The 25,864-nt window shown below is 63.8% G+C and carries 28 protein-coding genes; 12 read left to right on the plus strand and 16 right to left on the minus strand.

Features of this window, described 5'->3' with window-relative positions; all coding sequences use genetic code 11:
* From CAF78_RS18175 to CAF78_RS18195, 5 genes are all read left to right on the plus strand, one after another.
* Positions 1–903: an ABC transporter permease gene (locus CAF78_RS18175; protein ID WP_085673350.1), complete on the plus strand. Its 903-nt coding sequence runs from the start codon at positions 1–3 to the stop codon at positions 901–903.
* A complete protein-coding gene (locus CAF78_RS18180; protein WP_085673352.1) occupies positions 893–1,699 on the plus strand; it encodes an ABC transporter permease in 807 nt (268 codons plus the stop codon). Before CAF78_RS18175 ends, CAF78_RS18180 begins: the two co-directional genes overlap by 11 nt.
* Positions 1,700–1,715: 16 nt before the next feature.
* Entirely contained in the window at positions 1,716–3,140 is a 1,425-nt protein-coding gene (locus CAF78_RS18185; RefSeq protein WP_085673354.1) for a gamma-aminobutyraldehyde dehydrogenase, read from the plus strand.
* A gap of 183 nt (positions 3,141–3,323) precedes the next feature.
* Complete coding sequence (locus CAF78_RS18190) at positions 3,324–3,578, plus strand: type II toxin-antitoxin system HicA family toxin (RefSeq protein ID WP_085673356.1); 255 nt, start codon at positions 3,324–3,326, stop codon at positions 3,576–3,578.
* Positions 3,575–3,907 carry a type II toxin-antitoxin system HicB family antitoxin gene (locus tag CAF78_RS18195; RefSeq protein ID WP_085673358.1) on the plus strand — a complete coding sequence of 111 codons (333 nt, stop codon included), beginning with the start codon at positions 3,575–3,577 and terminating at the stop codon, positions 3,905–3,907. The genes CAF78_RS18190 and CAF78_RS18195 overlap by 4 nt, the downstream gene beginning before the upstream one ends.
* A 9-nt stretch (positions 3,908–3,916) precedes the next feature.
* On the opposite strand, the gene CAF78_RS18200 is transcribed toward CAF78_RS18195, so the two are convergent.
* On the minus strand, positions 3,917–5,023 hold the full coding sequence (locus CAF78_RS18200) for an NADH:flavin oxidoreductase/NADH oxidase (protein ID WP_085673360.1): 1,107 nt from the start codon (positions 5,021–5,023) through the stop codon (positions 3,917–3,919).
* A gap of 453 nt (positions 5,024–5,476) precedes the next feature.
* Between CAF78_RS18200 and CAF78_RS18205 the strand changes: the two genes are divergently transcribed.
* Both CAF78_RS18205 and CAF78_RS18210 read left to right on the plus strand, forming a co-directional pair.
* On the plus strand, positions 5,477–5,758 hold the full coding sequence (locus tag CAF78_RS18205; protein WP_085673362.1) for a hypothetical protein: 282 nt from the start codon (positions 5,477–5,479) through the stop codon (positions 5,756–5,758).
* A gap of 144 nt (positions 5,759–5,902) precedes the next feature.
* Positions 5,903–6,166, plus strand: coding sequence for a DUF3077 domain-containing protein (locus CAF78_RS18210; protein ID WP_085673364.1), 264 nt, complete (start codon positions 5,903–5,905; stop codon positions 6,164–6,166).
* A gap of 141 nt (positions 6,167–6,307) precedes the next feature.
* Here the strand turns inward: CAF78_RS18210 and recJ are convergent, their stop codons facing one another.
* Both recJ and CAF78_RS18220 read right to left on the minus strand, forming a co-directional pair.
* Positions 6,308–8,017, minus strand: coding sequence for a single-stranded-DNA-specific exonuclease RecJ (gene recJ / locus CAF78_RS18215; protein WP_085673366.1), 1,710 nt, complete (start codon positions 8,015–8,017; stop codon positions 6,308–6,310).
* A gap of 30 nt (positions 8,018–8,047) precedes the next feature.
* Positions 8,048–8,590, minus strand: a complete 543-nt coding sequence (locus CAF78_RS18220) for a YaeQ family protein (protein ID WP_054887014.1) — start codon at positions 8,588–8,590, stop codon at positions 8,048–8,050.
* A 133-nt stretch (positions 8,591–8,723) separates the two neighbouring features.
* Here CAF78_RS18220 and CAF78_RS18225 point away from each other — a divergent pair, with 133 nt between their 5' ends.
* Entirely contained in the window at positions 8,724–9,923 is a 1,200-nt protein-coding gene (locus tag CAF78_RS18225; protein ID WP_085673368.1) for a CaiB/BaiF CoA-transferase family protein, read from the plus strand.
* Between the two features lie 2 nt (positions 9,924–9,925).
* The gene (locus CAF78_RS18230) at positions 9,926–10,792 is read left to right on the plus strand and encodes a TIGR02285 family protein (protein ID WP_371856885.1); all 867 of its coding nucleotides are present in this window, start codon (positions 9,926–9,928) and stop codon (positions 10,790–10,792) included.
* A gap of 151 nt (positions 10,793–10,943) precedes the next feature.
* Here CAF78_RS18230 and CAF78_RS18235 read toward each other — a convergent pair whose 3' ends face one another.
* The 12 genes from CAF78_RS18235 to ffh form a co-directional block, all read right to left on the minus strand.
* Entirely contained in the window at positions 10,944–11,225 is a 282-nt protein-coding gene (locus CAF78_RS18235) for a DUF3509 domain-containing protein (RefSeq protein ID WP_085673373.1), read from the minus strand.
* Between the two features lie 78 nt (positions 11,226–11,303).
* Entirely contained in the window at positions 11,304–11,693 is a 390-nt protein-coding gene (locus tag CAF78_RS18240; protein ID WP_085673375.1) for a histidine kinase, read from the minus strand.
* 132 nt (positions 11,694–11,825) lie between these two features.
* On the minus strand, positions 11,826–13,235 hold the full coding sequence (gene thrC / locus CAF78_RS18245) for a threonine synthase (RefSeq protein WP_027920098.1): 1,410 nt from the start codon (positions 13,233–13,235) through the stop codon (positions 11,826–11,828).
* Between the two features lie 49 nt (positions 13,236–13,284).
* Complete coding sequence (locus CAF78_RS18250) at positions 13,285–14,589, minus strand: homoserine dehydrogenase (protein ID WP_085673377.1); 1,305 nt, start codon at positions 14,587–14,589, stop codon at positions 13,285–13,287.
* Positions 14,590–14,671: 82 nt separating this feature from the next.
* Positions 14,672–15,430, minus strand: a complete 759-nt coding sequence (locus tag CAF78_RS18255; protein ID WP_085673379.1) for a thioredoxin fold domain-containing protein — start codon at positions 15,428–15,430, stop codon at positions 14,672–14,674.
* A 154-nt stretch (positions 15,431–15,584) separates the two neighbouring features.
* Positions 15,585–16,481: a site-specific tyrosine recombinase XerD gene (xerD, locus tag CAF78_RS18260; RefSeq protein WP_085673381.1), complete on the minus strand. Its 897-nt coding sequence runs from the start codon at positions 16,479–16,481 to the stop codon at positions 15,585–15,587.
* A 177-nt stretch (positions 16,482–16,658) separates the two neighbouring features.
* Complete coding sequence (locus CAF78_RS18265) at positions 16,659–17,060, minus strand: acyl-CoA thioesterase (protein ID WP_085673383.1); 402 nt, start codon at positions 17,058–17,060, stop codon at positions 16,659–16,661.
* Between the two features lie 94 nt (positions 17,061–17,154).
* Entirely contained in the window at positions 17,155–17,505 is a 351-nt protein-coding gene (gene rplS / locus CAF78_RS18270; protein WP_023629812.1) for a 50S ribosomal protein L19, read from the minus strand.
* Positions 17,506–17,547: 42 nt separating this feature from the next.
* On the minus strand, positions 17,548–18,300 hold the full coding sequence (trmD, locus tag CAF78_RS18275) for a tRNA (guanosine(37)-N1)-methyltransferase TrmD (RefSeq protein WP_003252146.1): 753 nt from the start codon (positions 18,298–18,300) through the stop codon (positions 17,548–17,550).
* Between the two features lie 3 nt (positions 18,301–18,303).
* Positions 18,304–18,840: a ribosome maturation factor RimM gene (gene rimM, locus CAF78_RS18280; protein WP_085673385.1), complete on the minus strand. Its 537-nt coding sequence runs from the start codon at positions 18,838–18,840 to the stop codon at positions 18,304–18,306.
* A 5-nt stretch (positions 18,841–18,845) separates the two neighbouring features.
* Complete coding sequence (gene rpsP / locus CAF78_RS18285; protein WP_003259424.1) at positions 18,846–19,097, minus strand: 30S ribosomal protein S16; 252 nt, start codon at positions 19,095–19,097, stop codon at positions 18,846–18,848.
* Positions 19,098–19,332: 235 nt separating this feature from the next.
* Positions 19,333–20,709 (minus strand): signal recognition particle protein, encoded by a 1,377-nt coding sequence (gene ffh / locus CAF78_RS18290; RefSeq protein ID WP_008094479.1) that lies wholly within the window; start codon positions 20,707–20,709, stop codon positions 19,333–19,335.
* 195 nt (positions 20,710–20,904) lie between these two features.
* Between ffh and CAF78_RS18295 the strand changes: the two genes are divergently transcribed.
* The 3 genes from CAF78_RS18295 to CAF78_RS18305 all read left to right on the plus strand — a co-directional run bounded on the left by CAF78_RS18295 (position 20,905) and on the right by CAF78_RS18305 (position 24,498).
* Positions 20,905–21,714 (plus strand): inner membrane protein YpjD, encoded by an 810-nt coding sequence (locus tag CAF78_RS18295; protein ID WP_085673387.1) that lies wholly within the window; start codon positions 20,905–20,907, stop codon positions 21,712–21,714.
* A 9-nt stretch (positions 21,715–21,723) separates the two neighbouring features.
* Positions 21,724–22,929, plus strand: coding sequence for a transporter associated domain-containing protein (locus CAF78_RS18300; protein ID WP_085673389.1), 1,206 nt, complete (start codon positions 21,724–21,726; stop codon positions 22,927–22,929).
* Between the two features lie 270 nt (positions 22,930–23,199).
* Entirely contained in the window at positions 23,200–24,498 is a 1,299-nt protein-coding gene (locus CAF78_RS18305; RefSeq protein WP_085673391.1) for an MFS transporter, read from the plus strand.
* Between the two features lie 112 nt (positions 24,499–24,610).
* Here the strand turns inward: CAF78_RS18305 and purT are convergent, their stop codons facing one another.
* Positions 24,611–25,792 carry a formate-dependent phosphoribosylglycinamide formyltransferase gene (gene purT / locus CAF78_RS18310; RefSeq protein ID WP_085673393.1) on the minus strand — a complete coding sequence of 394 codons (1,182 nt, stop codon included), beginning with the start codon at positions 25,790–25,792 and terminating at the stop codon, positions 24,611–24,613.
* Between the last annotated feature and the right edge of the window lie 72 nt (positions 25,793–25,864).

Raw genomic sequence — 25,864 nt, forward strand, 5'->3', positions numbered from 1 at the left:
ATGCGCCGCCTATCCGACCTGCTGTACCGGCGCCCCAACCTGTACCTGGCACTGCTGCTGATCCCCCCGCTGACCTGGTTCGGCGCCATCTATCTGGGCTCGCTGCTCAGCTTGCTGTGGCAGGGCTTCTACACCTTCGACGACTTCACCATGGCGGTCACCCCGGAGCTGACCCTGGGCAACTTCGCCGCGCTGTTCAACCCGTCCAACTTCGACATCATCCTGCGCACCCTGGCCATGGCCGTGGCGGTATCGCTGGCCAGTGCGGTGCTGGCCTTCCCGATCGCCTACTACATGGCGCGCTACACCAGCGGCAAGACCAAGGCGTTCTTCTACATTGCGGTGATGATGCCGATGTGGGCCAGCTACATCGTCAAGACCTATGCCTGGACCCTGCTGCTGGCCAAGGGCGGCGTGGCCCAGTGGTTCGTCCAGCAGTTGCACCTGGACGCCTTGCTGCAGGCCGTGCTGGCGGTGCCTGGCGTTGGCGGCAGCACCTTGTCGACCTCGCACCTGGGGCGCTTCATGGTGTTCGTGTACATCTGGCTGCCGTTCATGATCCTGCCGATCCAGGCCTCGCTGGAGCGCCTGCCGCCGTCGTTGCTGCAGGCCTCGGCAGACCTGGGGGCCCGGCCTGGGCAAACGTTCCTGCAGGTGATTTTGCCGCTGTCGATCCCCGGCATTGCCGCCGGCTCGATCTTCACCTTCTCGCTGACCCTGGGCGACTTCATCGTGCCGCAGCTGGTCGGCCCACCGGGCTACTTCATCGGCAGCATGGTCTATGCCCAGCAAGGGGCGATCGGCAACATGCCGATGGCGGCGGCGTTCACGCTGGTGCCGATCGTGCTGATTGCGGTGTACCTGTCCATCGTCAAGCGCCTGGGGGCCTTCGATGCACTCTGAAAAAGCGTCGGTCGGCCTGCGCCTGGCGGCCTGGGGCGGGTTGCTGTTCCTGCACTTCCCGATCCTGATCATCTTCCTGTACGCGTTCAACACCGAAGACGCGGCGTTCAGCTTCCCGCCCAAGGGCTTTACCCTCAACTGGTTCGCCGTGGCCTTCGCCCGCCCCGACGTGCTCGAAGCCATCAAGCTGTCGCTGCAGGTGGCCTGCCTGGCCACGCTGATCGCCCTGGTGCTCGGCACACTGGCTTCGGCAGCGCTTTACCGGCGCAGCTTCTTCGGCAAGGAGAGCATCTCGCTGATGCTGATCCTGCCGATCGCCCTGCCCGGCATCATCACCGGCATCGCCCTGCTCTCGGCATTCAAGCGCCTGGACATAGAGCCCGGCGTGTTCACCATCGTGATCGGCCACGCCACGTTCTGCGTGGTGATCGTCTACAACAACGTGATCGCCCGCCTGCGGCGCACCTCGCAGAGCCTGATCGAGGCGTCGATGGACCTCGGCGCCGACGGCTGGCAGACCTTCCGCTACATCATCCTGCCCAACCTCGGCTCGGCCCTGCTCGCCGGCGGCATGCTGGCGTTCGCCCTGTCGTTCGACGAGATCATCGTCACCACCTTCACCGCCGGCCACGAACGTACCTTGCCGATCTGGCTGCTCAACCAGCTCAGCCGCCCGCGCGACGTGCCGGTGACCAACGTGGTCGCCATGCTGGTGATGCTGGTGACCATGCTGCCGATTCTCGGCGCCTATTACCTGACCCGTGGCGGCGAAAGCGTTGCGGGCAGTGGCAAATGACCCATGAGGAGTCCCCATGCAAAGCAAAATGCTGATCAACGGCAAGCTGGTCGCAGGCGATGGCCCGGCCTGGACCGTGCTCAACCCGGCCGAGGGCAGCGCCCTGGCGCAGATCAACGAAGCCACCGAGGCCCAGGTGGATACCGCCGTGCGCGCCGCCGACCAGGCCTTCGACAGCTGGTCGCAGACCAGCCCCAAGGAACGCTCGCTGACGCTGCTGGCGCTGGCCGACACCATCGAAGCCCATGGCGATGAACTGGCCCGGCTGGAGTCGCAGAATTGCGGCAAGCCGTTTGCCGCCGCCCTGAACGATGAAATCCCGGCCATCGCCGACGTGTTCCGTTACTTTGCCGGCGCCGCCCGCTGCCTCGGTGGCTCGGCGGCGGGTGAATACCTGCCGGGCCATACCTCGATGATCCGCCGCGACCCGCTGGGCGTGGTGGCCTCGATCGCGCCGTGGAACTACCCGCTGATGATGCTGGCGTGGAAGATCGCCCCGGCCCTGGCAGCCGGCAACACCGTGGTCATCAAGCCTTCCGAACTGACCCCGCTGACCGCCCTGCGCCTGGGCGAGCTGGCCAAGGACCTGTTGCCGCCCGGCGTGCTCAACATCCTGTTCGGCCGCGGGCAGACGGTCGGCAACCCACTGGTCACCCACCCCAAGGTGCGCATGGTGTCGCTGACCGGCTCCATCCCGACCGGGGCCCATATCATTGGCGCCACCGCCAACAGCGTGAAGCGCATGCACATGGAACTCGGCGGCAAGGCGCCGGTACTGGTGTTCGACGACGCCGATATCGACGCGGCCATCGACGGCATCCGCACGTTTGGCTTCTACAACGCGGGCCAGGACTGCACCGCGGCCTGTCGCCTGTATGTGCAGGCGGGTATCTATGACCGCTTCGTCGAACGCCTGGGCAAGGCTGTTTCCAGCCTCAAGGCCGGCCTGCAGGATGCCGAGGACACCGAACTCGGCCCGCTGATCAGCGCCCAGCACCGCGACAAGGTGGCCGGCCTGGTCCAGCGCGCCATCGCCCAGCCGCATATCCGCCTGGTGACGGGCGGCAAGGCGATTGCGGGGGATGGCTTCTTCTTCGAGCCGACCGTGCTGGCCGACGCCTTGCAGGATGACGAGATCGTGCGCAACGAGGTGTTTGGCCCGGTGGTGTCGGTGACCCGCTTCAGCACCGAGGAACAGGCGCTGGAATGGGCCAACGATTCCGAATACGGCCTGGCATCATCGGTGTGGACCCGCGACACCGGCCGTGCCCACCGCCTGGCGGCGCGCCTGCAGTATGGCTGCACCTGGGTCAACACCCACTTCATGCTGGTCAGCGAAATGCCCCATGGTGGGCAGAAGCATTCGGGGTATGGCAAGGACATGTCGATGTATGGGCTGGAGGATTACACCTGCGTGCGGCATGTGATGATCAAGCATTAAGGTGGGGGTATCCCTCAAGGTGTTTGGCCCTTCGAGATCAAGCGCCGCCTGCGCGGCGCTCGATTCAAGTCCTATAGTTCCCCCTCACCACCAGCACAATGCCTGGTTGAAGAGACCATTCCCACAGGCAAAGCCCTGACCATCCTACATACTAACCCTCCACTGGTATCATATTCTGATACCATGAATAATCATCAAAGATCGACCCTTGAAGTCATATTCAAAAAACCGGTTCCAAAGTCGCTGGAGTGGGCGCGGTTGGAGTCATTTCTGATATCAATAGGAGCCACGACGGTCGAAGGCCGTGGATCGCGAGTGCGTTTCGAGCTCAACGGAGCAATTGCCACCTTCCATCGGCCACACCCTGACAAGGATGCCAAATCCTATCAGGTCCGCAGCGCACGCCAGTTCCTGGAGCAGGCAGGAGTAACACCATGAATGTAATGACCTACCGCGGCTATGCCGCGCGCATCGAATACAGTGACGAAGACCAATTACTGATCGGCCATGTTGCAGGCATACGCGACGTGATCGGCTTTCATGGCGAATCGATCAGTGAACTACGGCGAGCATTTGAAGAGGCTGTCGATGACTACATCGAGACTTGCGAGAAGCTCGGGCGGGAGCCACAGAAGGCTTATTCCGGCAAGCTGAGCCTGCGACTAGAGCCTACTCTTCACGCCAGTGTGGCTGCAAAAGCCGAACTGGCGGAAAAGAGTATCAACCAATGGGTAAGTGACATCCTCAGCCAAGCTGCATTCAGCTGAAACGAGCCATCAATCCCGCAAATCCGACTCGTGAATAGGATTGGCCCGGCTGGTCGCCCTTTGGTATTGCGCCGGCCATGTGGCTTTGTTGCCACCCAAGTCATCATCAGCATGCAGCGGCCAGTACGGATCGCGCAGCAGCTCCCGCGCCAGGAAGATCACATCGGCCTGCCCGGTGCGCAGGATATGCTCGGCCTGGGCCGGTTCGGTGATCATGCCGACGGTGCCCGTGGCAATCTCTGCTTCCTTGCGCACGCGTTCTGCAAAGCGGGTCTGGTAGCCCGGACCCGTTGGGATTTCGGCGTTGACCGAGGTGCCACCGGAGGACACGTCGATCAGGTCGACACCCAGCACTCGCAGGCGGCGGGCCAGTTCTACGGTTTCATCCGGGTTCCAGCCATCCTCGACCCAATCGGTTGCCGATACGCGCACGAACAGCGGCAGTTCTGCAGGCCAGACTTTACGTACGGCCTCGACCACCTGCAGGGTCAGGCGAATGCGGTTCTCGAAGCAGCTACCGTAGTCGTCACGGCGCTGGTTACTCAGTGGTGAGAGAAACTGGTGCAGGAGATACCCATGGGCCGCGTGGATTTCGACGACCTTGAAGCCCGCTTTCAGCGCCCGCTCGGTCGAGGCGACGAAGGCATCGATCACGCCCTGAATCTCGTCCTTGCTCAACTCGCGCGGTGGCGTGTGCTGCGGGTCGAAGGCGATCTTCGACGGGCCCACCGGCTGCCAGCCACCGTCCTCGAGCTTCACACTGCCCTGCTTGCCCAGCCAGGGCCGATAGGTGCTGGCCTTGCGCCCGGCGTGGGCCAGCTGGATGCCCGGTACGGCGCCCTGGGCGGTAATGAAGCGGGTAATGCGCTGCAATGGCGCAATCTGGTCGTCGTTCCACAGGCCGAGGTCTTCGGCGGTGATGCGACCATCGGCGGTCACTGCGACGGCTTCGCTGATGACCAAGCCGGCGCCACCCACGGCGCGGCTGCCCAAGTGAACGAGATGCCAGTCGTTGGCCAGGCCATCGATGGCGGAATACTGGCACATCGGCGAGACCGCGATGCGGTTGGGCAGCGTCAGCTGACGCAGGGTGTAAGGCTCGAGCAGCAGGCTCATGAGGGCACCTCCCAAGGACTCCAATGGTGATCCGGCCCGGACACTCAAGTGCACATCCCTGGCCCGGTGCCGGTCATTAATCAGACTAGACCAGATTGGTGGGGGGGAAGGTTCAGTGGGATTGCTGACTGGTCCGACGCACGTATCAGACGCTTCCTACACATATGAACTGGCGGTGCCTAGCTAAGGAAAATATCCTACAAGCCCTGTCGACTCGCGTCTGATTGTCCCTGGAAACACCGCCCTTTAGGCTTTTTCGGGTCGCTGAAAGCATCAGCGATGCGGGTGTGGAAACCCGGACAATCTTCAAGTGCCTGTCGTAATGGCAGCTGTACGCGGGAGGCCGTATGGCCTACCGGGGTTCCTTGAAGACCGGTTTTCCACCCCGCGTACAGTTGCCGCCCTTCGTGTGGAAACGGCGGTGGCAACTCCTTTAATCTTCAAGGAATTGCTATGAAAAAGATCGTCCCCGACCCACCCCATCATTTCGACCTTCCCTCCGACAAAACCCTCACCAACGCCGTCACCGAGGGCATCGTGCCCATCGACCACGTGGTGATGAACGTCACCCACTACCTGATGCTTGCCTACAACCATTGCCACCGTACCCTCGATGCCATCGAAGATGACAGCACCCGGGAATCGCTGGTGAACGGACTGCGTGCCATGCAGATTGCCTGGGGCCAGGCGGATGCACTGTCACTGGCCCTGGAGAGGACTACCAGCCTGCATTGAGGTTGGGTTGGCTGGCCTCTTCGCGGGTAAACCCGCTCCCACAGCTCAGGCGCAAGCCTTGAAGCCTTGTGATGACCCTGTGGGAGCGGGCATGCCCGCGAAGAGGCCGGAACAGGCAATCGAAACATATCAGGAGGGCATTCGATGACCAACGACGACACCCAATGCACTGTCGGCAAAACTACCTTCTTCCAAGGCGAACACCAGACCCATCCCCTGTTCCGCATCGAGCCAGGCATTCCCTGCCGGGATGCCCGCGAGCAGGCTTCAGAGTTAATGGGGTATGTGCGGGAACTGACCATCATCGGACTGATGGATGAGAAACCAATGATGATCTGGGCATCCCACTACCTCAGTGCCATGGCCAAGGCACTCATGGATGATGCCGAATTAGGCATGACAGGCTGACCATTGGCTTCCGGCTTGGTAACGCGTCAGGGCGGCCAGGTGTTCGCCGGTAGGTTTGCAGCGCCTATGACATCGAGCGCCGCGCGGGCGGCGCTCGATGTCCGCAACCCTCAAAACCCAAGGCAGGCACCGGCAGGGCCCTCAGCGCGGCTCCATATGCGCAATCATCAACTGCACGCTCTCATTCCCGCGAAACTCGTTCACATCCAGCTTGTACGCCAGCTCCACCCACCGCACCGTTGGGTTCGGCCACACATCACGGTCGATGCCAAAGGCAATACCATCCAGCCGTACCGAGCCGCACTCGCTCTTGAGCACCACCTTCAAGTGCCGCTCGCCGACCACACGCTGCTCCACCAACTGGAACACCCCATGGAACAGCGGCTCGGGAAAGTGCTGCCCCCAAGGCCCGGCGTTGCGCAGGGCCTTGGCCAGGTCGAGGTGGAACTCCTCCACGGCCAGGCTGCCGTCCGACAGCAGACGACCGGTCAGGTCCTCCTCACGCAACTGGCGCCGGACTTCTTCATCGAACGCTTCGGCAAACGCCGGGAAGTTGCTTTCGGGCAGGGACAGCCCCGCCGCCATGGCATGCCCGCCGAACTTGCTGATCAGCTGCGGCTGGCGCGCTGCCACGGCGTCCAGCGCGTCGCGGATATGGAAGCCCGGCACCGAACGGGCCGAACCCTTGAGCATGCCGTCGCCCGCATCGGCGAAGGCGATGGTCGGCCGGTGGTAGCGCTCCTTCAGGCGCGAGGCGAGGATCCCGATCACACCCTGATGCCAATCGGCATCGAACAGGCACAGGCCATAAGGCATGGACTCGACCGGCAGGTCCTTGAGCTGGGCCAGCGCCTCGCGCTGCATGCCCTGCTCGATCGACTTGCGGTCCTGGTTCAGGTCATCCAGCTGCTGGGCCATGTCCTGGGCCAGGGCTTGGTCTTCACACAGCAGGCATTCGATGCCCAGGCTCATGTCATCCAGGCGCCCGGCGGCATTGAGCCGTGGGCCGAGGATGAAGCCGAGGTCGGTAGAGGTGATGCGGCGATGGTCGCGCCGCGCCACTTCGAGGATGGCCTTCAGGCCAGGCCGTGCGCGGCCGGCGCGGATGCGCTCGAGGCCCTGGTGCACGAGGATGCGGTTGTTGGCATCCAGCGGCACCACGTCGGCGACGCTGCCCAGGGCGACCAGGTCGAGCAGCTCGCCAATGTTCGGCTGCGGCTGCGTCTCGTAACGCCCCAGGCTGCGCAGGCGGGCGCGCAGGGCCATGAGCACGTAGAAGATCACCCCGACGCCGGCCAGCGACTTGCTCGGGAAGTCGCAGCCAGGCTGGTTCGGATTGACGATGGCGTCGGCATCCGGCAACTGCGGGCCCGGCAGGTGGTGGTCGGTGACCAGTACCTTGAGCCCCGCCGCCTTGGCGGCCGCCACACCTTCGACGCTGGAGATACCGTTATCGACGGTAACCAGCAGGTCCGGCTGGCGCTCGAGCGCCACCTGGACGATCTCCGGGGTCAGCCCGTAGCCGTATTCGAAGCGGTTGGGCACCAGGTAGTCGACGTGGGCCGCGCCCAGCAGACGCAGGCCGAGCATGCCGACGGTGCTGGCGGTAGCGCCGTCGGCGTCGAAGTCGCCAACGATCAGGATACGCTGGCGCCGATCGAGGGCTTCGACCAGCAGGTCCACCGCCGCCTCGATGCCCTTGAGCTGCTGATACGGCAGCAGCCGCGCCAGGCTCTTGTCCAGTTCGGCCTCGGACTGCACGCCGCGGGCGGCGTACAGGCGTGTCAGCAAGGGTGGCAGGTTACCCAGGAATGGCAGGGTCGATGGCAGCGGGCGGGGTTCGATACGCATGGGATCTTCGGCAGTCAGGTGTCAGTCGGTTCAGCCACGCTCACCGAGCAGCCATTGCAGTTGCACTTCGTGCTGGCCACGGTCATCGGTGACGAACACGGTGCCTTCGCTGATCATCACATCCCACTTGATGGTGCGCGGCATGTCGGTGGCCAGGACTTCCAGCACCTCCTGCGGCACGGCGGCAATGCTCAGGTTCTTCAGGCCCTTGACCGCCCCCACCACCTTGCCTTCCCACACCCGCAGGCTGCCGTAGGCCAGCAGGCTGGTGCGCTCGGTGCGGCGCGAGCACCAGGTCAGGCGATCGGCATCCGGCTGGCCGACTTCGATCCAGTGCAGGATGCGGTCGTCCAGGCTCTTTTCCCACAGCGCCGCCTCATCCACATCGGACAGGCCACGGCCGAACGACAGGTTCTCGTTGTACCACAGGGCGTAGGCCAGCAGGCGCACGGCCATGCGTTCTTCGGTTTCCGAAGGGTGGCGGGCGATGGTCTGGCGGACGTTTTCATACACGCCGCGGTCGAGGTCGGTCAGGTTCAGTTCGAATTTGTAGGTGGTGGACGGCTGGGCCATGGTCGAATGGGCTTCGTGCGTAGAGAAAAGTCACCTAGTCTAACCGATCCTGCCTGCGCTTGCGCCGGAGCAGTATCGGCCGCTTCGGACCTATGCTAAAACCACGGCTCTGACCAGTTGCCACGGATGCCTCATGTCTACGCCCAGCAAACCCCTCGCCGGCCTGAAAGTCATCGAACTCGGCACCCTCATCGCCGGGCCGTTCGCCTCGCGGATCTGCGCCGAATTCGGTGCGGACGTGATCAAGGTCGAGTCCCCGGACGGCGGCGACCCGCTGCGCAAATGGCGCAAGCTGTACGAGGGCACATCCCTGTGGTGGTTCGTGCAGGCGCGCAACAAGCAGTCGCTGACGCTCAACCTCAAGCACCCCGAAGGCCGTGAAGTGCTCAAGCGCCTGCTCGGCGAGGCCGACATCCTGATCGAGAACTTCCGCCCCGGCGTGCTGGAAAAGCTCGGCCTGGGCTGGGACGTGCTGCACGCCCTCAACCCGCGCCTGGTGATGGTGCGCCTGTCCGGCTTTGGCCAGACCGGGCCAATGAAGGACCAGCCAGGCTTCGGCGCAGTCGGTGAATCGATGGGCGGCCTGCGTTACATCACTGGTTTCGACGACCGCCCACCCGTGCGCACCGGGATTTCCATCGGTGATTCGATTGCGGCGCTGTGGGGCGTGATCGGCGCGCTGATGGCACTGCGTCATCGCGAAGTCAACGGCGGCCAGGGCCAGGTGGTGGACGTGGCGCTGTACGAGGCGATCTTCGCCATGATGGAAAGCATGGTCCCGGAGTTCGACGTGTTCGGTTTCATCCGCGAGCGTACTGGCAACATCATGCCGGGCATCACACCCTCCTCCATTCACACCAGCGCCGACGGCAAGCACGTGCAGATCGGCGCCAACGGTGACGCCATCTTCAAACGCTTCATGCAGGCCATCGGCCGTACCGACCTGGCCGACGACCCGAGCCTGGCCAGCAACGACGGCCGCGACGCCCGGCGCGACGAGCTGTACGGGGTGATCGACCGCTGGGCCAACAGCCTGCCGCTGGACCAACTGATGCAGGTGCTCACCGACGCCGAAGTGCCGGCCAGCCGCATCTACTCGGCCGAGGACATGTTCAGCGACCCGCAGTACCTGGCCCGTGAGATGTTCCTGCAGGCGCGCCTGCCGGACGGCAAGCCGTTCAAGATGCCAGGCATCGTGCCCAAGCTCTCGGACACCCCGGGTTCCGCCGAATGGGTTGGCCCGACGCTGGGTGAACATACCGACAGCGTGTTGGCCTCCCTGGGCTATGACCAGGCGGCGATTGCCAGCCTGCGTCAGGCGGGCACGGTCTGAGGTTGCGGCGGGTGCGTTCGCTGGCGCTGTGCTGCGCGCTGCTGCTCGCCCTGCTGGTGGCGCCGGCGCAAGCCAAGGAACGCCTGCTGTGGCTGGTGCGCGACCTGCCGCCTTTCACCGTCTACGAAGGCACGGACAAAGGCCAGGGGGTTATCGACCAGATGCTGCCGCTGCTGATCGCGCAGATGCCCGAGTACGACCACAGCATCGTCCGGGTCAACCGTGCGCGCGGGATCCAGATGCTGCAGGACCCGACCAGCTTCACCTGCGACCCGACACTGCTGTGGACTGCGGATCGTGCGAAGTTCGTGCACTTCTCGCAACCCACGCTCGGCGTGCTGAGCAGCGGCGTGGTGGTGCGCAAGAGCGGGCAGGCGCTGCTGGCACCGTTCCTCGACGGCCAGCAGGTCGACCTTAAAAGCTTGCTCGGCAATACCCGGCTGAAGCTGGGCATCGTCGCCGAGCGCAGTTACAGCAGCCAGGTCGACGAGATCCTGCGCCAGCTGCCCGACACCGCGTTCAGCCGCCATTACGGCAACGATGCCACCGCCAACCTGTTACAGATGCAACAGCTCGGGCGCCTGCAACTGGTGCTGGGCTACTGGCCAGAGGTGCGCTACCTGATTCAGCAACATGGCGGCGCGCCGGCGGACTATGAGTTCCACCCGATCCAGGGCGTGAACCGCTACCAGTTCCTGCACGTAGGTTGCTCGGACACACCACTGGGTCGCGCAGCCATTAGCCACATCGACCAGCTGTTACCGGCCCTGCGCCAGAACACGTTGCCCGCGCTGTATGCACGCTGGCTTGACCCCGAGCTGCGCGCAACCTACCTGGAAGAGAGCCGGCACTTCTTCGAAGACCGCTGAGCTGAGTCAGAAGAAAGCGGGCAAAAAGAAACCCCGGACGCAGGGGAAGACGCCCGGGGCCAATCGAAAGTCCTCATGGACTTCCCACGGCAACCTGCCAGTACCGGAGCTGTGCACTGGCTGGCTGCCCTTGGTAGTTCTGATAGGCCAGTCAGGCAAAGGTTCCCTGAGGCTGCTGGCGCTGTTGCAATGCCGCAATCACACAGGGCTGCAAGCGCCCCTCGACAATCTGCAGGTCACGGTGCAAGCCGTCCACCAGGTCGATCAGCAGGCTTTGCTCCTGCAACTGGCGCTGGCTGACCGTCCGTCGCAGGGCCGTGCCACCGAGGCTGTCGTACACGGTCAATTGGCGGTTGCCGCTGGTATCCGTGGCGCCCAGCTTGGCCTGGTAAGGGGTAAGGGCGTCGTTGAGCAGTCTGCAGATTCTTTCCATCCGGATCACTCGCTTGTAATGGGACATGAAGGAACTGACCAGCAAACGCAGCGGAAAGTTCGTTACGCCACGGCTGTGCTAGTGAGCATGCGTGGGTGACGTGACAGTTTGAATACGTTGCAGGGCGTGTTGCCAGCGCCCGACAGGCAGGGGCCAAGGGAGGTCGGCAAGGACCCACAGGCCTTGGCGCCGGGCTTCTTGGGCGAGGTTCGGGCTGCCTGCGCTGGCATGGCCGACGAACAGCACGGCACGGGTGCAGCAGGCCCGTTCGAGCAGGGCCAAGCCATCGCTCACGGCATGGTCGAGGATCAGCAGGTCAGCGCGCGGCTGGCGGGCCAGGCAGGTGTCGAGGTCGGCCAGGTCGTGGGTGACGCGCACGTTGAACAGCCCCTGGGCATTGCAGGCCTGGTGCAGGACGATCTGGTGGGATGGGCGTGCCGGGTGGATTAACACGTAGGGTTGTCGCATGTGCCGCTCCTTGGGGGAAGGACCGGTCACTCTAGGCAAGGCTTCCACAGCCTTACATAGGACAATTCCGCGAAATGTATAGGAAACTTCTGAAATTCGGGGCTGCGTTAGCAGCCCCAGATGCCATCGCGATTACAAAGGCTTGCCGCGATTACCATGCTGGCTGACAAAGGCTTGAACAGCCTTCAGGTCATTGGCCAGCACGGTGCAACGCTCTTCACGGCTGAACAGGTCGCTCAGGTGCGCCGGCAATTCCAGCGCCTTGCCGACACCGGCCTTCTCCACCGCCTCGGGGAACTTGACCGGGTGCGCGGTACCCAGCACCACCATCGGCGTGTCCAGGCTGCGGCGGCACTCGCGGGCGGCCTTGACGCCGATCGCGGTGTGCGGGTCGAGCACTTCACCGGTGGCGGCGAACACCTCGGCGATGGTCTCGCAGGTCTGCTCGTCGCTGACTGCCAGCGAATCGAACAGCTTGCGCGCCTCGGTCCAGCGGTCCTGTTCGACGCTGAAGCCGCCACCTTGCTTGAAGGTCGCCATCAGCTCGGCCAGTGCGGCGCCATTGCGGCCGTGCAGGTCGAACAGCAGGCGCTCGAAGTTGGACGACACCATGATGTCCATCGATGGCGACAAGGTCGCGTGCAGGGTTTCCTTGACGTACTGGTTGCCGCTCATGAAGCGGTGCAGGATGTCGTTGCGGTTGGTGGCGACGATCAGCTGGCTGACTGGCAGGCCCATGTTGCGCGCCAGGTAACCGGCGAAAATGTCGCCGAAGTTGCCGGTCGGTACCGAGAACGCCACCGAACGGGCCGGGCCGCCCAGCTGCAGGGCCGCGTGGAAGTAGTAGACGATCTGGGCCATGATCCGCGCCCAGTTGATCGAGTTGACCGCGACCAGGCGGGTGCCCTTGAGGAACGACTGGTCGGCGAAACTGGCCTTGACCATTTCCTGGCAGTCGTCGAAGTTGCCTTCGATGGCGATGTTGTGGACGTTGTCGCCGAACAGGGTGGTCATCTGCCGGCGCTGCACTTCCGACACACGCTGGTGCGGGTGCAGGATGAAGATGTCGACGTTCTCGCAGCTGCGGCAGCCTTCGATGGCGGCAGAACCGGTGTCACCGCTGGTGGCGCCGATGATCACCACACGCTCGTTGCGCTTGGCCAGCACGTGGTCGAGCAGGCGGCCGAGCAGCTGCAGGGCGAAGTCCTTGAACGCCAGGGTCGGGCCGTGGAACAGCTCCAGCACCCACTCGTTGCTGTTCAGCTGGCGCAGCGGGGCGACCGCAGCGTGGGCGAACTCGCCGTAGGTTTCTTCGAGGATCTTCTTGAAGTCGGCATCGGCGATGCTGCCTTCGACGAACGGGCGCATCACCCGGAAGGCCAGCTCGTGGTACGGCAGGCCGGCCCAGGAAGCAATCTCTTCCTGGGTGAAGCGTGGCAGGTTCTCAGGGACGTACAGGCCGCCGTCGCTGGCCAGGCCAGCCAGCAGCACGTCTTCGAAATTCAGGGCCGGAGCCTGGCCGCGGGTACTGATATAGCGCATGGGTGCAAACCTTCGATGCGAGGGCCGCGCGAGCGGCCCGATTGGCAAATTAATTCAGCTGTTCGACGCGGATGCGCACGACCTTGCCGACCACGTCCTGCAGGGCTTCCAGGGCGACGATGGCGTCGTTGATGCGCTGCTCGACCACGCCGTGGGTCAGCAGGATCATCGGCACCAGGCCGTCCTGCTCCTCGGCTTCCTTCTGCATGATCGACTCGATGTTGATGCCGCGCTCCGACAGGATGCTCGCTACCTGGGCCAGCACGCCTGGGTGGTCCTTGGCCTGGATGCGCAGGTAGTAGGCGCTTTCGCAGGCTTCGATCGGCAGGATCGGGTGGGCCGACAGCGAGTCGGGCTGGAAGGCCAGGTGCGGCACGCGGTTTTCCGGGTCGGAGGTCATGGCACGGACCACGTCGACCAGGTCACCGACCACCGACGACGCGGTCGGCTCCATGCCGGCGCCGGCACCGTAGTACAGGGTGGAACCGGCGGCGTCGCCGTTGACCATGACCGCGTTCATCACGCCGTTGACGTTGGCGATCAGGCGGTCGGCCGGGATCAGCGTCGGGTGCACGCGCAGCTCGATGCCTTCGGCGGTGCGACGGGCCACGCCCAGGTGCTTGATGCGGTAGCCCAGCGCTTCGGCGTAGTTCACGTCAGCGGTGGTCAGCTGGGTGATGCCTTCGGTGTAGGCCTTGTCGAACTGCAGCGGAATACCAAAGGCGATGGACGCCAGGATGGTCAGCTTGTGCGCGGCATCGATACCTTCGACGTCGAAGGTCGGGTCGGCTTCGGCATAACCCAGCGCCTGGGCTTCGGCCAGCACGTCGGGGAAGGCGCGGCCTTTCTCGCGCATTTCGGTGAGGATGAAGTTGCCAGTGCCGTTGATGATGCCGGCCAGCCAGTTGATGCGGTTGGCCGACAGGCCTTCGCGGATGGCCTTGATCACCGGGATGCCGCCCGCCACCGCCGCTTCGAAGGCGACGATGACGCCCTTCTCGCGGGCCTTGGCGAAGATCTCGTTACCGTGCACGGCGATCAGTGCCTTGTTGGCGGTGACCACGTGCTTGCCGTTTTCGATTGCCTTGAGCACCAGATCGCGGGCGACGGTGTAGCCACCGATCAGCTCGATGACAATGTCGATTTCCGGGTTGCTCGCGACTTCGAACACATCAGCGGTAATGGGGGTACCGGTAATCTGGCAGTTCGGGTTCTGCGAGCGCATGGCAATCTGTGCCACTTCAATACCGCGCCCGGCACGGCGGGCAATCTCCTCGGCGTTGCGCTGAAGTACATTGAAGGTTCCGCCACCGACGGTCCCCAACCCACAGATGCCTACTTTGACCGGTTTCACTGTGAACTCCCCATTGAACGGCCGGCGCCTTCACCGACCGTGAAACATGCCGTCACCCCATGACGACGGCGTATTGAATGAATTACTTGGCGGCCTGCTGCTCGCCCGCCAGGGCCAGTTTGGCCACTTGTGGTGCGGGCTGGTAACCCGGAATCACCTGGCCGTTCTCAAGCACGATGGCCGGCGTACCGTTGACGCCGATCTGCTGGCCCAGCTGGAACTGCTTGCTGACCGGGTTGGCGCACTTGGCGGCCTTGATTTCCTTGCCCTCGACCATCTTGTCCATCGCCGCGCGGCGGTCGCTGGAGCACCAGACCGCCTGCAACTGCTCGTCACCCGGCGAGCCAAGGCCCTGGCGCGGGAAGGCGACATAGCGCACTTCGATACCGCGGCGGTTGAGCTCGGGCACTTCGGCGTGCAGCTTGTGGCAGTACGGGCAGGTGGTGTCGGTGAACACGGTGATATGCGACTTGGTCTCGCCCTTGGCAGGATAAACCACGGTCTCGGCCGCTGGAATGCCGTTGATGAGCTTGGCAACGCCCTGACGCTCGGTCTTCTCGGTCAGGTTGACCGGTTTGCCATCCTGCAGCTGGTACAGGTAACCCTGCATGACGTACTGGCCATCAGCGCTGGCATACAGCACTCGGCCGCCCTGCAGCTTGACTTCATAGAGGCCGTTGAGCGGGCTGCTGCCGACGCTTTCCACCGGCACTTCGAGTTCGAGGTTCTGCAACGACTTGCGGATGGCCTGCTCGGCGCTGGCATTGCTGTCAGCCGCGGCAACGGCAAAGGTACTGGCCAGCGCCAACACGGCGGCGGCGAAAATCTGGGTCACGCGCATGGGGAACTCCTGGAGGCGGACAGGGGCCGGAGGGCGTCACCTGCGGAAAAAACGCGGCGACCGTGCGGCCCTTGATGCAAACCGCCCAAGCCTACCACATCACGCTGCTGGTGAAGGGGCCTGCAAGGACCGGTCGGCGGAACATGAAAAACATTCATCCACGCGGATGGTGCTGGGCGTGCAGCTGCTGCAGGCGCGCCTTGGCCACGTGGGTGTAGATCTGCGTGGTCGACAGGTCGCTGTGGCCCAGCAGCATCTGCACCACGCGCAGGTCGGCGCCGTGGTTGAGCAGGTGCGTGGCGAAGGCGTGGCGCAGGGTATGCGGCGACAGCGGCTTGTCGATACAGGCCACCCGCGCCTGGTGCTTGATGCGGTGCCAGAAGGTCTGGCGGGTCATCTGCTCGCCGCGCTGGCTGGGGAACAGCACATCGCTGGGGCGGCCGTTGAGCAGTTCGGCGCGGCCGTCACGCAAGTAGCGCTCCAGCCATACCACTGCCTCCTCGCCCATCGGCACCAGGCGCTCCTTGCTGCCCTTGCCCATCACCCGCAGCACGCCCTGGCGCAGGTTGACCTGGTCGAGGGTCAGGCTGACCAGTTCGGTGACGCGCAGGCCGCAGGCGTAGAGGACTTCGAGCATGGCCCGGTCGCGCTGGCCGATGGCTTCGCCCAGGTCCGGGGCCTGCAGCAGGGCTTCGACGTCGGCTTCCGACAGGGACTTGGGCAAGGGCCGACCGAGCTGCGGCATGTCGACCTGCAGGGTGGGGTCGACGGCGACCAGTTTTTCCCGCAGCAGGTAGCGGAAAAAACCACGCAGGCCTGAGAGAAAGCGCGCGGTTGAGCGCGGCTTGTAACCCTGGTCGAGGCGCCAGGCCAGGTGGTCGAGGATCAGTTCGCGGCCGGCATCGGGCAAGGCCACCGAACGTTCCTGGAGCCAGCCATTGAACAAGGCCAGGTCGCTGCGATAGGAGACGCGGGTATTGTCGGACAGGCCCTTTTCAAGCCACAGGGCGTCGAGGAACTGGTCGATCAGAGGGTGGTCTAGGGCGGGCATTCGGGGCTGCTGGGTGCTGGAAGTGGGCCTAGTGTTTCACAGCTGCTGGCAGGTTGTCTGTACTGGTCCTTTCGCGGGCAAGCCCGCTCCCACACGTGCGCCACAGGATTCAGAGGCTGCGCAGTACCTGTGGGAGCGGGCTTGCCCGCGAAGAGGCCAGCGCAGGAAAACTCAGGCCTAAGGCAGCACCGGCACCGGGCGCTTGTCCTCGTCGATGGCGACAAAGCTGAACACCCCGTGGATCGCCCGCTCGCGCCCATCCAGGTACATGTTCTCGACGAACACATCCACCTGTACCTGCAAGCTGGTGTTGCCCACCTTGACCACCGAGCCCACCAGCTCAACGATCGAGCCCGCCGGGATCGGGTGCTTGAAATCGATGCGGTCGGTGGACACGGTCACCAGCGGCAGCCGGCAGAAGCGTGTGGCTGCAATGAACGACACTTCATCCATCCAGGCCAGCGCGGTGCCGCCGAACAGGGTGTTGTGGTGGTTGGTGGTGTTGGGGAACACGGCTTTGGTCACGCGGGTCACCGACAGCTCGGTGCGGCGCTGGATTTCCTGGTCTCTGCTGGTCATATCCGTCACTTTTCACAGGTTTCAGAATGCAAAAAAGCAGCCCGAAGGCTGCTTTTTTCTCGCAAGGGGCCTTAGGCCACCAGGCAAACTGCACTCAGGACAGTTTTTCCTTGATGCGAGCGGCTTTGCCGGACAGGTCGCGCAGGTAGTACAGCTTGGCTTTACGCACGTCACCACGACGTTTCACGGCCAGGCTGTCGATCTGCGGGCTGTAGGTCTGGAAGGTACGCTCAACGCCTACGCCGCTGGAGATCTTGCGCACGGTGAAGGCGCTGTTCAGACCGCGGTTACGCTTGGCGATGACAACGCCTTCGAAAGCCTGCAGACGGGAACGATCACCTTCCTTCACTTTAACCTGGACGACGATGGTGTCGCCTGGTGCGAAGGTCGGGATTTCCTTGCTCATCTGCTCGGCTTCGAGCTGCTGGATGATCTTGTTGGTCATGCTGTGCTCCTAAGATGGATACTTGATCCACCATCGATACGTTTAACTATCGTCCCGCTCGCGGAGATATTCCTCGAGCAGCTTCTTCTCTTCTCCAGAAAGCGAGCGACTTTCCAGAAGATCGGCGCGTCGTTCGAAGGTCCTACCAAGGGACTGCTTCATCCGCCAACGCCGGATATGTGCATGGTTGCCACTTAGCAACACGTCGGGAACACGCTGATCCGCATACACCTCAGGCCGGGTGTAGTGCGGGCAATCCAGCAGACCATCGGTGAAGGAGTCTTCCTCCGCCGAGTCCACATGCCCTAAAGCTCCGGGCAGCAGCCGTGTAACCGCATCGATCAGTACCATGGCCGGCAGCTCGCCACCGGAAAGCACATAGTCGCCAATCGACCACTCTTCATCGACATGAGCCTCGATAAAACGCTCGTCGATGCCTTCATAACGACCGGCGATCAGGATCAACGATTCCTGTTCGGCCAGGCCTTTGACCGCCTGCTGAGTCAGCTTGCGGCCTTGTGGCGAGAGGTAGATCACCTTCGCCGCTGCTCCGGTCGCTTGCCTGGCGCTAACCAGGGCGTCTTCCAGAGGCTTGATTTTCATCACCATGCCCGGACCACCGCCAAACGGCCGATCATCCACGGTATGGTGGCGATCTGTGGTGTAGTCCCGCGGGTTCCAGCACGTCACCTGAAGCAACCCCTGTTTCACCGCGCGGCTGGTAATGCCGTACTCCGTGATGGCCGAGAACATCTCGGGGAACAACGTGATGACGTCTACGCGAAGGTTACCCATCGTTTAGAAGTCCGCGTCCCACTCAACCCGCATCACGCCTGCTTCCAGGTCGATATCGAGCACACATTGCGCCGTATAGGGCAACAGACGCTCGCGATCATCCAGGCTGCCTGCGCAGGGTTTGACCACCATTACATCGTTCGCACCGGTCTCCAACAGGTGATCGACCTTGCCGAACAGGTGTTCGTCCTGGTTGATGACCTTCAGGCCCACCAACTGGTACCAGTAGTACTCGTCGGCAGCCAGGTTGGGCAAAAGGCTCCGCGCAATGCAGATTTCGTAACCGCTCAGAAGACGGGCTTCATCGCGATCATCGAGGCCTTTCAACTTCACGACCAGGCCCTTTTGGGAGCCACGACCGCTGACCAGCTCTACCTGCTTTACCTTGCCTTCGTGCCGAAGCGTCCAGCGCGGATAATCCAACAGGTTTTCAATCGGATCGGTAAAGGAATACACCTTCACCTCGCCGCGAACGCCGTGAACCGAAAAAATCTTGCCAACGACGATGAGGTCGTCAGCCTTTTCTGGCGTCGCGTTCATACTACTTAGGCAGCAGCCTTGGCAGCGTCCTTCAGCAGCTGAGCAACGCGCTCAGACGGCTGTGCACCCTGGCTCAGCCAGTAGTTGACGCGCTCTTGGTTGACCGACAGCTTGACTTCAGCGCCAGCGGCGATCGGGTTGAAGAAACCTACGCGCTCAACGAAACGGCCGTCACGGGCGTTACGCGAGTTGGTCACGGTCAGGTGGTAGAATGGGCGCTTTTTCGAGCCGCCACGGGCCAGACGAATGGTTACCATGTGAACATTGTTCCTATAGTCGGTGCTGCAAATCTGAATGCCAAATAGGCACACGGGTGCCCAAAAGGCCGCATATTCTCAGGGAATACACGGACATTTGCAAATGCCTTTTTCGGCAGAGTTCTGCCCTACCGTCCAGATTTGCCGGTTAAGCCACGGAATCCGCGGCCGTTGCCCCGCCGAAGCGGGAGTTCCGGGCGCCCGCCCGTTTGAAAGCAGGCGCCCAAAATAGGGGTTACAGCTTCGGCATGCCGCCGCCCGGCAGCATCCCGCCCAGGCCGCGCATCATCTTGGCCATGCCGCCCTTGGCGGAGAACTTCTTCATCATCTTCTGCATCTGCTTGTGCTGCTTGATCAGCCGGCCGATGTCCTGCACCTGGGTGCCGGAACCGAGGGCGATGCGGCGCTTGCGCGAACCGCTGATCAGGTCGGGGTCGCGACGCTCGGCCGGGGTCATCGAGTTGATGATCGCTTCCATCTGCTTGAACTGCTTCTCGGCCGCGCCCTGGGCATTGCCCATCTGCGACAGGTTGACCCCACCGATGCTCGGCAGCTTGTCCATCAGGCCGCCCAGGCCGCCCATGTTCTTCATCTGTTGCAGCTGGTCGCGGAAGTCTTCGAGGTCGAAGCCCTTGCCCTTCTTCAGCTTCTTGGCCAGCTTGTCGGCCTTGGCCTTGTCGATGGTCTGCTCGGCCTGCTCGATCAGGCTGAGCACGTCGCCCATGCCGAGGATGCGCGAGGCGACACGGTCGGGGTGGAACGGTTCGAGGGCTTCGGTCTTCTCGCCCATACCGATGAACTTGATCGGCTTGCCAGTGATGGCACGCACCGACAGCGCGGCACCGCCACGCGCGTCACCGTCGACCTTGGTCAGCACCACGCCGGTCAGCGGCAGGGCTTCACCAAAGGCCTTGGCGGTGTTGGCAGCATCCTGGCCGGTCATGGCGTCGACCACGAACAGGGTCTCGATCGGCTTGACCGCGGCGTGCAGCGCCTTGATCTCGGCCATCATGTCGGCATCGATGTGCAGGCGGCCGGCGGTGTCGACGATGACCACGTCGATGAACTTGAGCTTGGCTTCGCGGATCGCCGCTTCGGCGATGGCCACCGGCTTCTGGCTGATGTCGGACGGGAAGAAGGTCACGCCGATGTCGTTGGCCAGGGTTTCCAGCTGCTTGATCGCCGCCGGGCGGTAGACGTCGGCGGAAACCACCATCACGCTCTTCTTCTTGCGCTCCTTGAGGAAGCGCGCCAGCTTGCCGGCGGTGGTGGTCTTGCCCGCACCCTGCAAGCCTGCCATCAGCACCACGGCCGGCGGTGCGGCGTTCAGCGCGAGGTCTTCGTTGGCCGCGCCCATCAGGCTTTCCAGCTCGGCCTGGACGATCTTCACGAACGCCTGGCCCGGGGTCAGGCTGCGCGACACCTCGGTGCCGACCGCACGTTCCTTGACGCTGTTGACAAAATCCTTGACCACCGGCAGGGCAACGTCGGCTTCGAGCAGGGCCATGCGCACTTCGCGCAACGTGTCCTTGATGTTGTCTTCAGTCAGCTTGGCCTTGCCGGTGACATGGCGCAGCGTCTGTGACAGGCGGTCGGTCAGGTTTTCGAACATGGTGATCCTTTCAGGCCCAGTAAAAGCCGAGGTTTGTCAGGCGCCCGAGGGGGAAATGCACACCCGCCAGGCACAGCAAGGCGGCGATTATAACGAAGTGCGACGGCGGCGCACACCTCACTGCCGATCGGTCTGGATGGCCGGTGGCGTTCTATGCCAAACTCCGTCTCTTTCAGGGCTCTGCAACCAGGACTTATGGTTTCCTCACCCAGCCTCATCCCCAACCTGATCGCCGCCGCCTTATATATAGCTGCGGCCATCTACCAGGGCGCCTTCCTGGCCCAGGGCCGCAAGGCCGACAAACGCCTGCTTGGCCTGCTCGGTACCCTCGCCGTGGTCGCCCAGGGTGGCGCACTGTTCTTCCAGCTGATCACCCCGCTGGGGCTGAGCCTGGACTTCTTCAGCGCCGCCAGCCTGATCGCCGTGGCAGTCATCGCCCTGACACTGGTGGCCTGCCTGCGCATCCCGGTGGAGAACCTGCTGGTACTGCTGTTCCCGCTCGGCGCCGTCACCGCCCTGCTGGCGCAGTTCGCCCCACCCGGCACGGTGCCGCTGATCGACGAAGAACCGGGCATCCTCGCGCACATCCTGCTGTCGATCCTGGCCTATGGCCTGTTCACCATCGCGGTGTTCCAGTCGCTGCTGTTGCTGCTGCAGGACCACCAGCTGAAGAACAAGCACCCGTCCGGGCTGATCCGCAACTTCCCGCCACTGCAGACCATGGAAAGCCTGCTGTTCGGCTTCCTCTGGGCCGGCTGGTGCCTGCTCTCGCTGTCACTGATTTCCGGCTGGCTGTTCCTCGAGAACCTGTTCGCCCAGCATCTGGTGCACAAGACCTCACTGGCCTGCATCGCCTGGATCGTGTTCAGCGTGCTGCTGTGGGGCCGCACCCGCCTGGGCTGGCGCGGGCACAAGGCGATCCGCTGGACCCTGGCCGGTTTCTGCCTGCTGATGCTGGCCTATTTCGGCAGCAAGCTGGTTCGCGAATTCATCCTGCATATCTGACGGCCGCCCATGGACACCCTGCCGTACGCACCGCTACTCGGCATTCTGGCACTGGCGCTACTGTGGTCGGCGTTGTTCACCGCCGTGGACGCCGCCCGCCTGCAACTCAACGGCTCGCTGCGCAATGGCGACGACGGCCAGCCACTGCTGCCGGCCCAGGCCCTGGTGCTGTGCGCCAGCCTGGGCAAGCTGCTGGTGCTGGGCCTGGCTTGCCTGATCGGCCAACGCCAGAACGGCGAGCACGGCTTCTGGCTGGCTGGCCTGGCCGCCGTGGCAGCCCTGCTGGTGTTTGCCGAGTTCCTGCCGCGGCGCCTGGCCCGGCGCAACCCACAAGCCTTCATCAGCCTTGGCCTGAGCCTGCGGCCATTCCCTCTGGCCCTGCTGCAACCCTTGGCCTGCCTGTTCGACGGCATCGCCAAGCTGATGCTGCGGCCGTTCCGCGTGCAGCCCACGGCGGTGGCCCTGCACCCACAGGAAGATGACGACTTCGACGAAGACGACGAGCACGAGGCGCCGCGCCACGGCCTGCTGGACGGCCTGCAGTCGCTGGACAAGATCACCGTCAATGACATCCTGGTGCCGCGCAACGAAGTCGATGGCATCAACCTCGACGACCCCATCGAGCACATCATCGAGCAGCTGATCGTCAGCCGGCACACGCGCCTGCCGGTGTACCACAACGACATCAACCAGGTCGAAGCGATCCTCAACACCAAGCTCATCAGCCACCTGCTGCCCAAGGCCGAGCTGACCCTGGAGCAACTACTGGGCGCCTGCTACGAACCCTACTTCGTGCCGGAAAGCACACCGCTGCAGATGCAGCTGCTGAACTTTCACAAGCAACAGCGGCGCCTGGGCGTGGTGGTGGACGAATACGGCGAGGTGCTGGGCATCGTCACCCTGGAGGACATCCTCGAGGAGATCGTCGGCGAATTCGAGGATGAACAGAGCCTCGACAACCCGCACGTGCACCCGCAGCCCGATGGCACCTTCGTCATCGAAGGCACCGCATCGCTGCGCGAAATCAACCGCACCCTGGGCTGGCACCTGCCGTGCGACGGCGGCCCGAAAACCCTCAACGGGCTGGTCACCGAAGCCCTCGAAAGCATCCCGGAAAGCGCCGTTTGCCTGAAGATCGGCCGCTATCGCCTGGAAATCCTCGAAACAGAGGACAATTGCGCCAGCAAGGTACTGGTGTGGACCGTGACCCGATAGCTATACTCGGGTCACGCTTACCCAGCCCCGCCGTTCCGCCTGCTACCCGCACCCGGCGCCCCACGGCCAGTCCGCTCCACTGACACGCCCCGCGGTCCTGCTTCAATACCCCGAACAGTGCCCGCCTCGCCCCTACCCTCCTCGGGCCAACCGTCAGTCGCGCGAACACAAGAACAATACGCTCCGGCGTCCGCCAAGCTGTGCCTGCAACCCATGCATACAGCGCAGACAAAGCCCATGGAGCGGACCAGACTGTTAGGGACCTACTTAATGACCACCAGCACCTACGCCCAAGCGCCTGCCGCGCCGGTCAACTCGCCCGCGCGGGTAGCCACTGCCAGCTTCATCGGCACCGCCATCGAGTTCTACGATTTCTACGTCTATGCCACCGCTGCCGCGCTGGTGATCGGCCCGGTGTTCTTCCCGTCCGGGTCGGGCACTGCGCAGATGCTTGCGGCGTTCATCACCTTCGGTATCGCCTTCCTCGCCCGCCCGCTGGGCTCGGCACTGTTCGGCCATTTCGGTGACCGCATCGGGCGCAAGTCGACACTGGTGGCTTCGCTGCTGCTGATGGGCTTGTCGACCACGCTGATCGGCGTGCTGCCAGGCTATGACAGCATCGGCGTCTGGGCACCGATCCTGCTCTGCCTGCTGCGCTTCGGCCAAGGCCTGGGCCTGGGCGGCGAATGGGGTGGCGCAGCACTGCTGGCCACCGAGAACGCGCCAGAAGGCAAACGCGCCTGGTTCGGCATGTTCCCGCAGCTTGGCCCTTCGATCGGCTTCCTGGCTGCCAACGGCCTGTTCCTGACCTTGGCCATGCTGCTCAGTGATGAACAGTTCCGCGATTGGGGCTGGCGCATCCCGTTCCTGCTCAGCGCCGCATTGGTGCTGGTGGGGCTGTATGTGCGCCTGAAGCTTGAAGAAAGCCCGGTGTTCGCCAAAGCCGTCGCCCGCCACGAGCGGGTGAAGCTGCCAGTGGTCGACCTGTTCGCCAGGTACTGGCTGCCGACCCTGCTGGGCGCAGCCGCCATGGTGGTGTGCTACGCGCTGTTCTATATCTCGACGGTGTTCTCGCTGAGCTACGGCGTGACCACCCTGGGCTACAGCCGCGAGACCTTCCTCGGCCTGCTGTGCTTCGCCGTGGTGTTCATGGCCCTGGCCACGCCGCTGTCGGCCTGGCTCAGCGACCGTTACGGGCGCAAACCGGTACTGATTGTCGGCGGCCTGCTGGCAGTGGCGTCGGGCTTCACCATGGAGCCGCTGCTGACCTCGGGGTCGACCACTGGCGTGGCACTGTTCCTGGCCATCGAGCTGTTCCTGATGGGGGTGACCTTTGCACCGATGGGGGCACTGCTGCCTGAATTGTTCCCGACCCATGTGCGTTACACCGGCGCTTCGGCGGCGTACAACCTGGGCGGCATTGTCGGTGCCTCGGCGGCGCCGTTCTTTGCCCAGAAGCTGGTGAGCATGGGCGGCTTGAGCTGGGTGGGGGGCTATGTGTCGGCGGCGGCGGTGATCAGCCTGATTGCGGTGCTGTGCCTGAAAGAGACCCGCAATACCGAGCTGTGAGATTGGGGCCGCTTTGCGGCCCTTCGCGGGCAAGCCCGCTCCTACAGGGAACATGCCGATCTCTGTGGGAGCGGGCTTGCCCGCGAAGGGCTGCAAAGCAGCCCCTGCTGGCTCAGAACTCGACCTTGACCGCCTGCGCAGCACGGGTCGCCTTGGCCCGCGCCGCTTCGACCGACTCATCACGCGCCAGGCACACACCCATGCGGCGGGTGCCGTTGATTTCCGGCTTGCCGAACAGGCGGATGGCCGTGTCCGGCTCGCTCAGGGCAGCGCCCAGGTTGGCGAAGCTGGTCTGCTGCGACTGGCCTTCCGGCAGGATCACCGCCGAAGCCGACGGCCCGAACTGGCGCACCACCGGAATCGGCAGGCCGAGAATGGCGCGGGCATGCAGGGCGAACTGCGACAGGTCCTGGGAAATCAGGGTCACCAGGCCCGTGTCGTGCGGGCGCGGCGAGACTTCGCTGAACCACACCTGGTCGCCCTTGACGAACAGCTCCACACCGAACAGGCCACGACCACCCAGTGCATCGGTGACCGCCTTGGCCACGCGCTGCGACTCGGCCAGGGCTTTCGCGCTCATGGCCTGTGGCTGCCAGGATTCCTGGTAGTCGCCCTTCTCCTGACGGTGGCCGACCGGCTCGAGGAAGGTGGTGCCGCCCACATGGCGCACGGTCAGCAAGGTGATTTCGTATTCGAAGTCGATGAAGCCCTCGATGATCACCCGGCCCTTGCCGGCGCGGCCGCCTTCCTGGGCGTAGTCCCACGACTTCTGCAGGTCGGCATCGCTGCGCAGCAGGCTCTGGCCCTTGCCCGAGGAGCTCATCACCGGCTTGACCACGCACGGGTAGCCGACATCGGCCACGGCCTTGGCGTAGTCCTCGTAGGTGTCGGCAAAGTGGTACGGCGAGGTCGGCAGGTCCAGCTCTTCGGCGGCCAGGCGGCGGATGCCTTCGCGGTTCATGGTCAGCTGGGTGGCGCGGGCGGTTGGCACGACAGTGAAGCCTTCATTCTCCAGCTCGACCAGCGTGGCGGTGGCGATGGCTTCGATTTCCGGAACGATGTAGTGCGGCTTTTCCGCTTCGATGATCGCCCGCAGGGCAACGCCATCGAGCATGTTGACCACGTGGCTGCGGTGCGCCACCTGCATGGCCGGGGCATTGGCGTAACGGTCGACGGCGATCACCTCGACGCCCAGGCGCTGCAGCTCGATCACCACTTCCTTGCCCAGCTCGCCACAGCCGCAGAGCAGTACACGGGTCGCGGTAGGCGACAATGGGGTTCCGATACGGGTCATTTCAGGTCCTCGAAGGCGTCCGGGGCCGCGCCAGGCTTGGCACGGCCCGCTGAAAAAGGACCGGTATTCTAC

It is taken from the genome of Pseudomonas sp. R28(2017) (genome assembly GCF_002112505.1).
Classification (GTDB): Bacteria; Pseudomonadota; Gammaproteobacteria; order Pseudomonadales; family Pseudomonadaceae; genus Aquipseudomonas.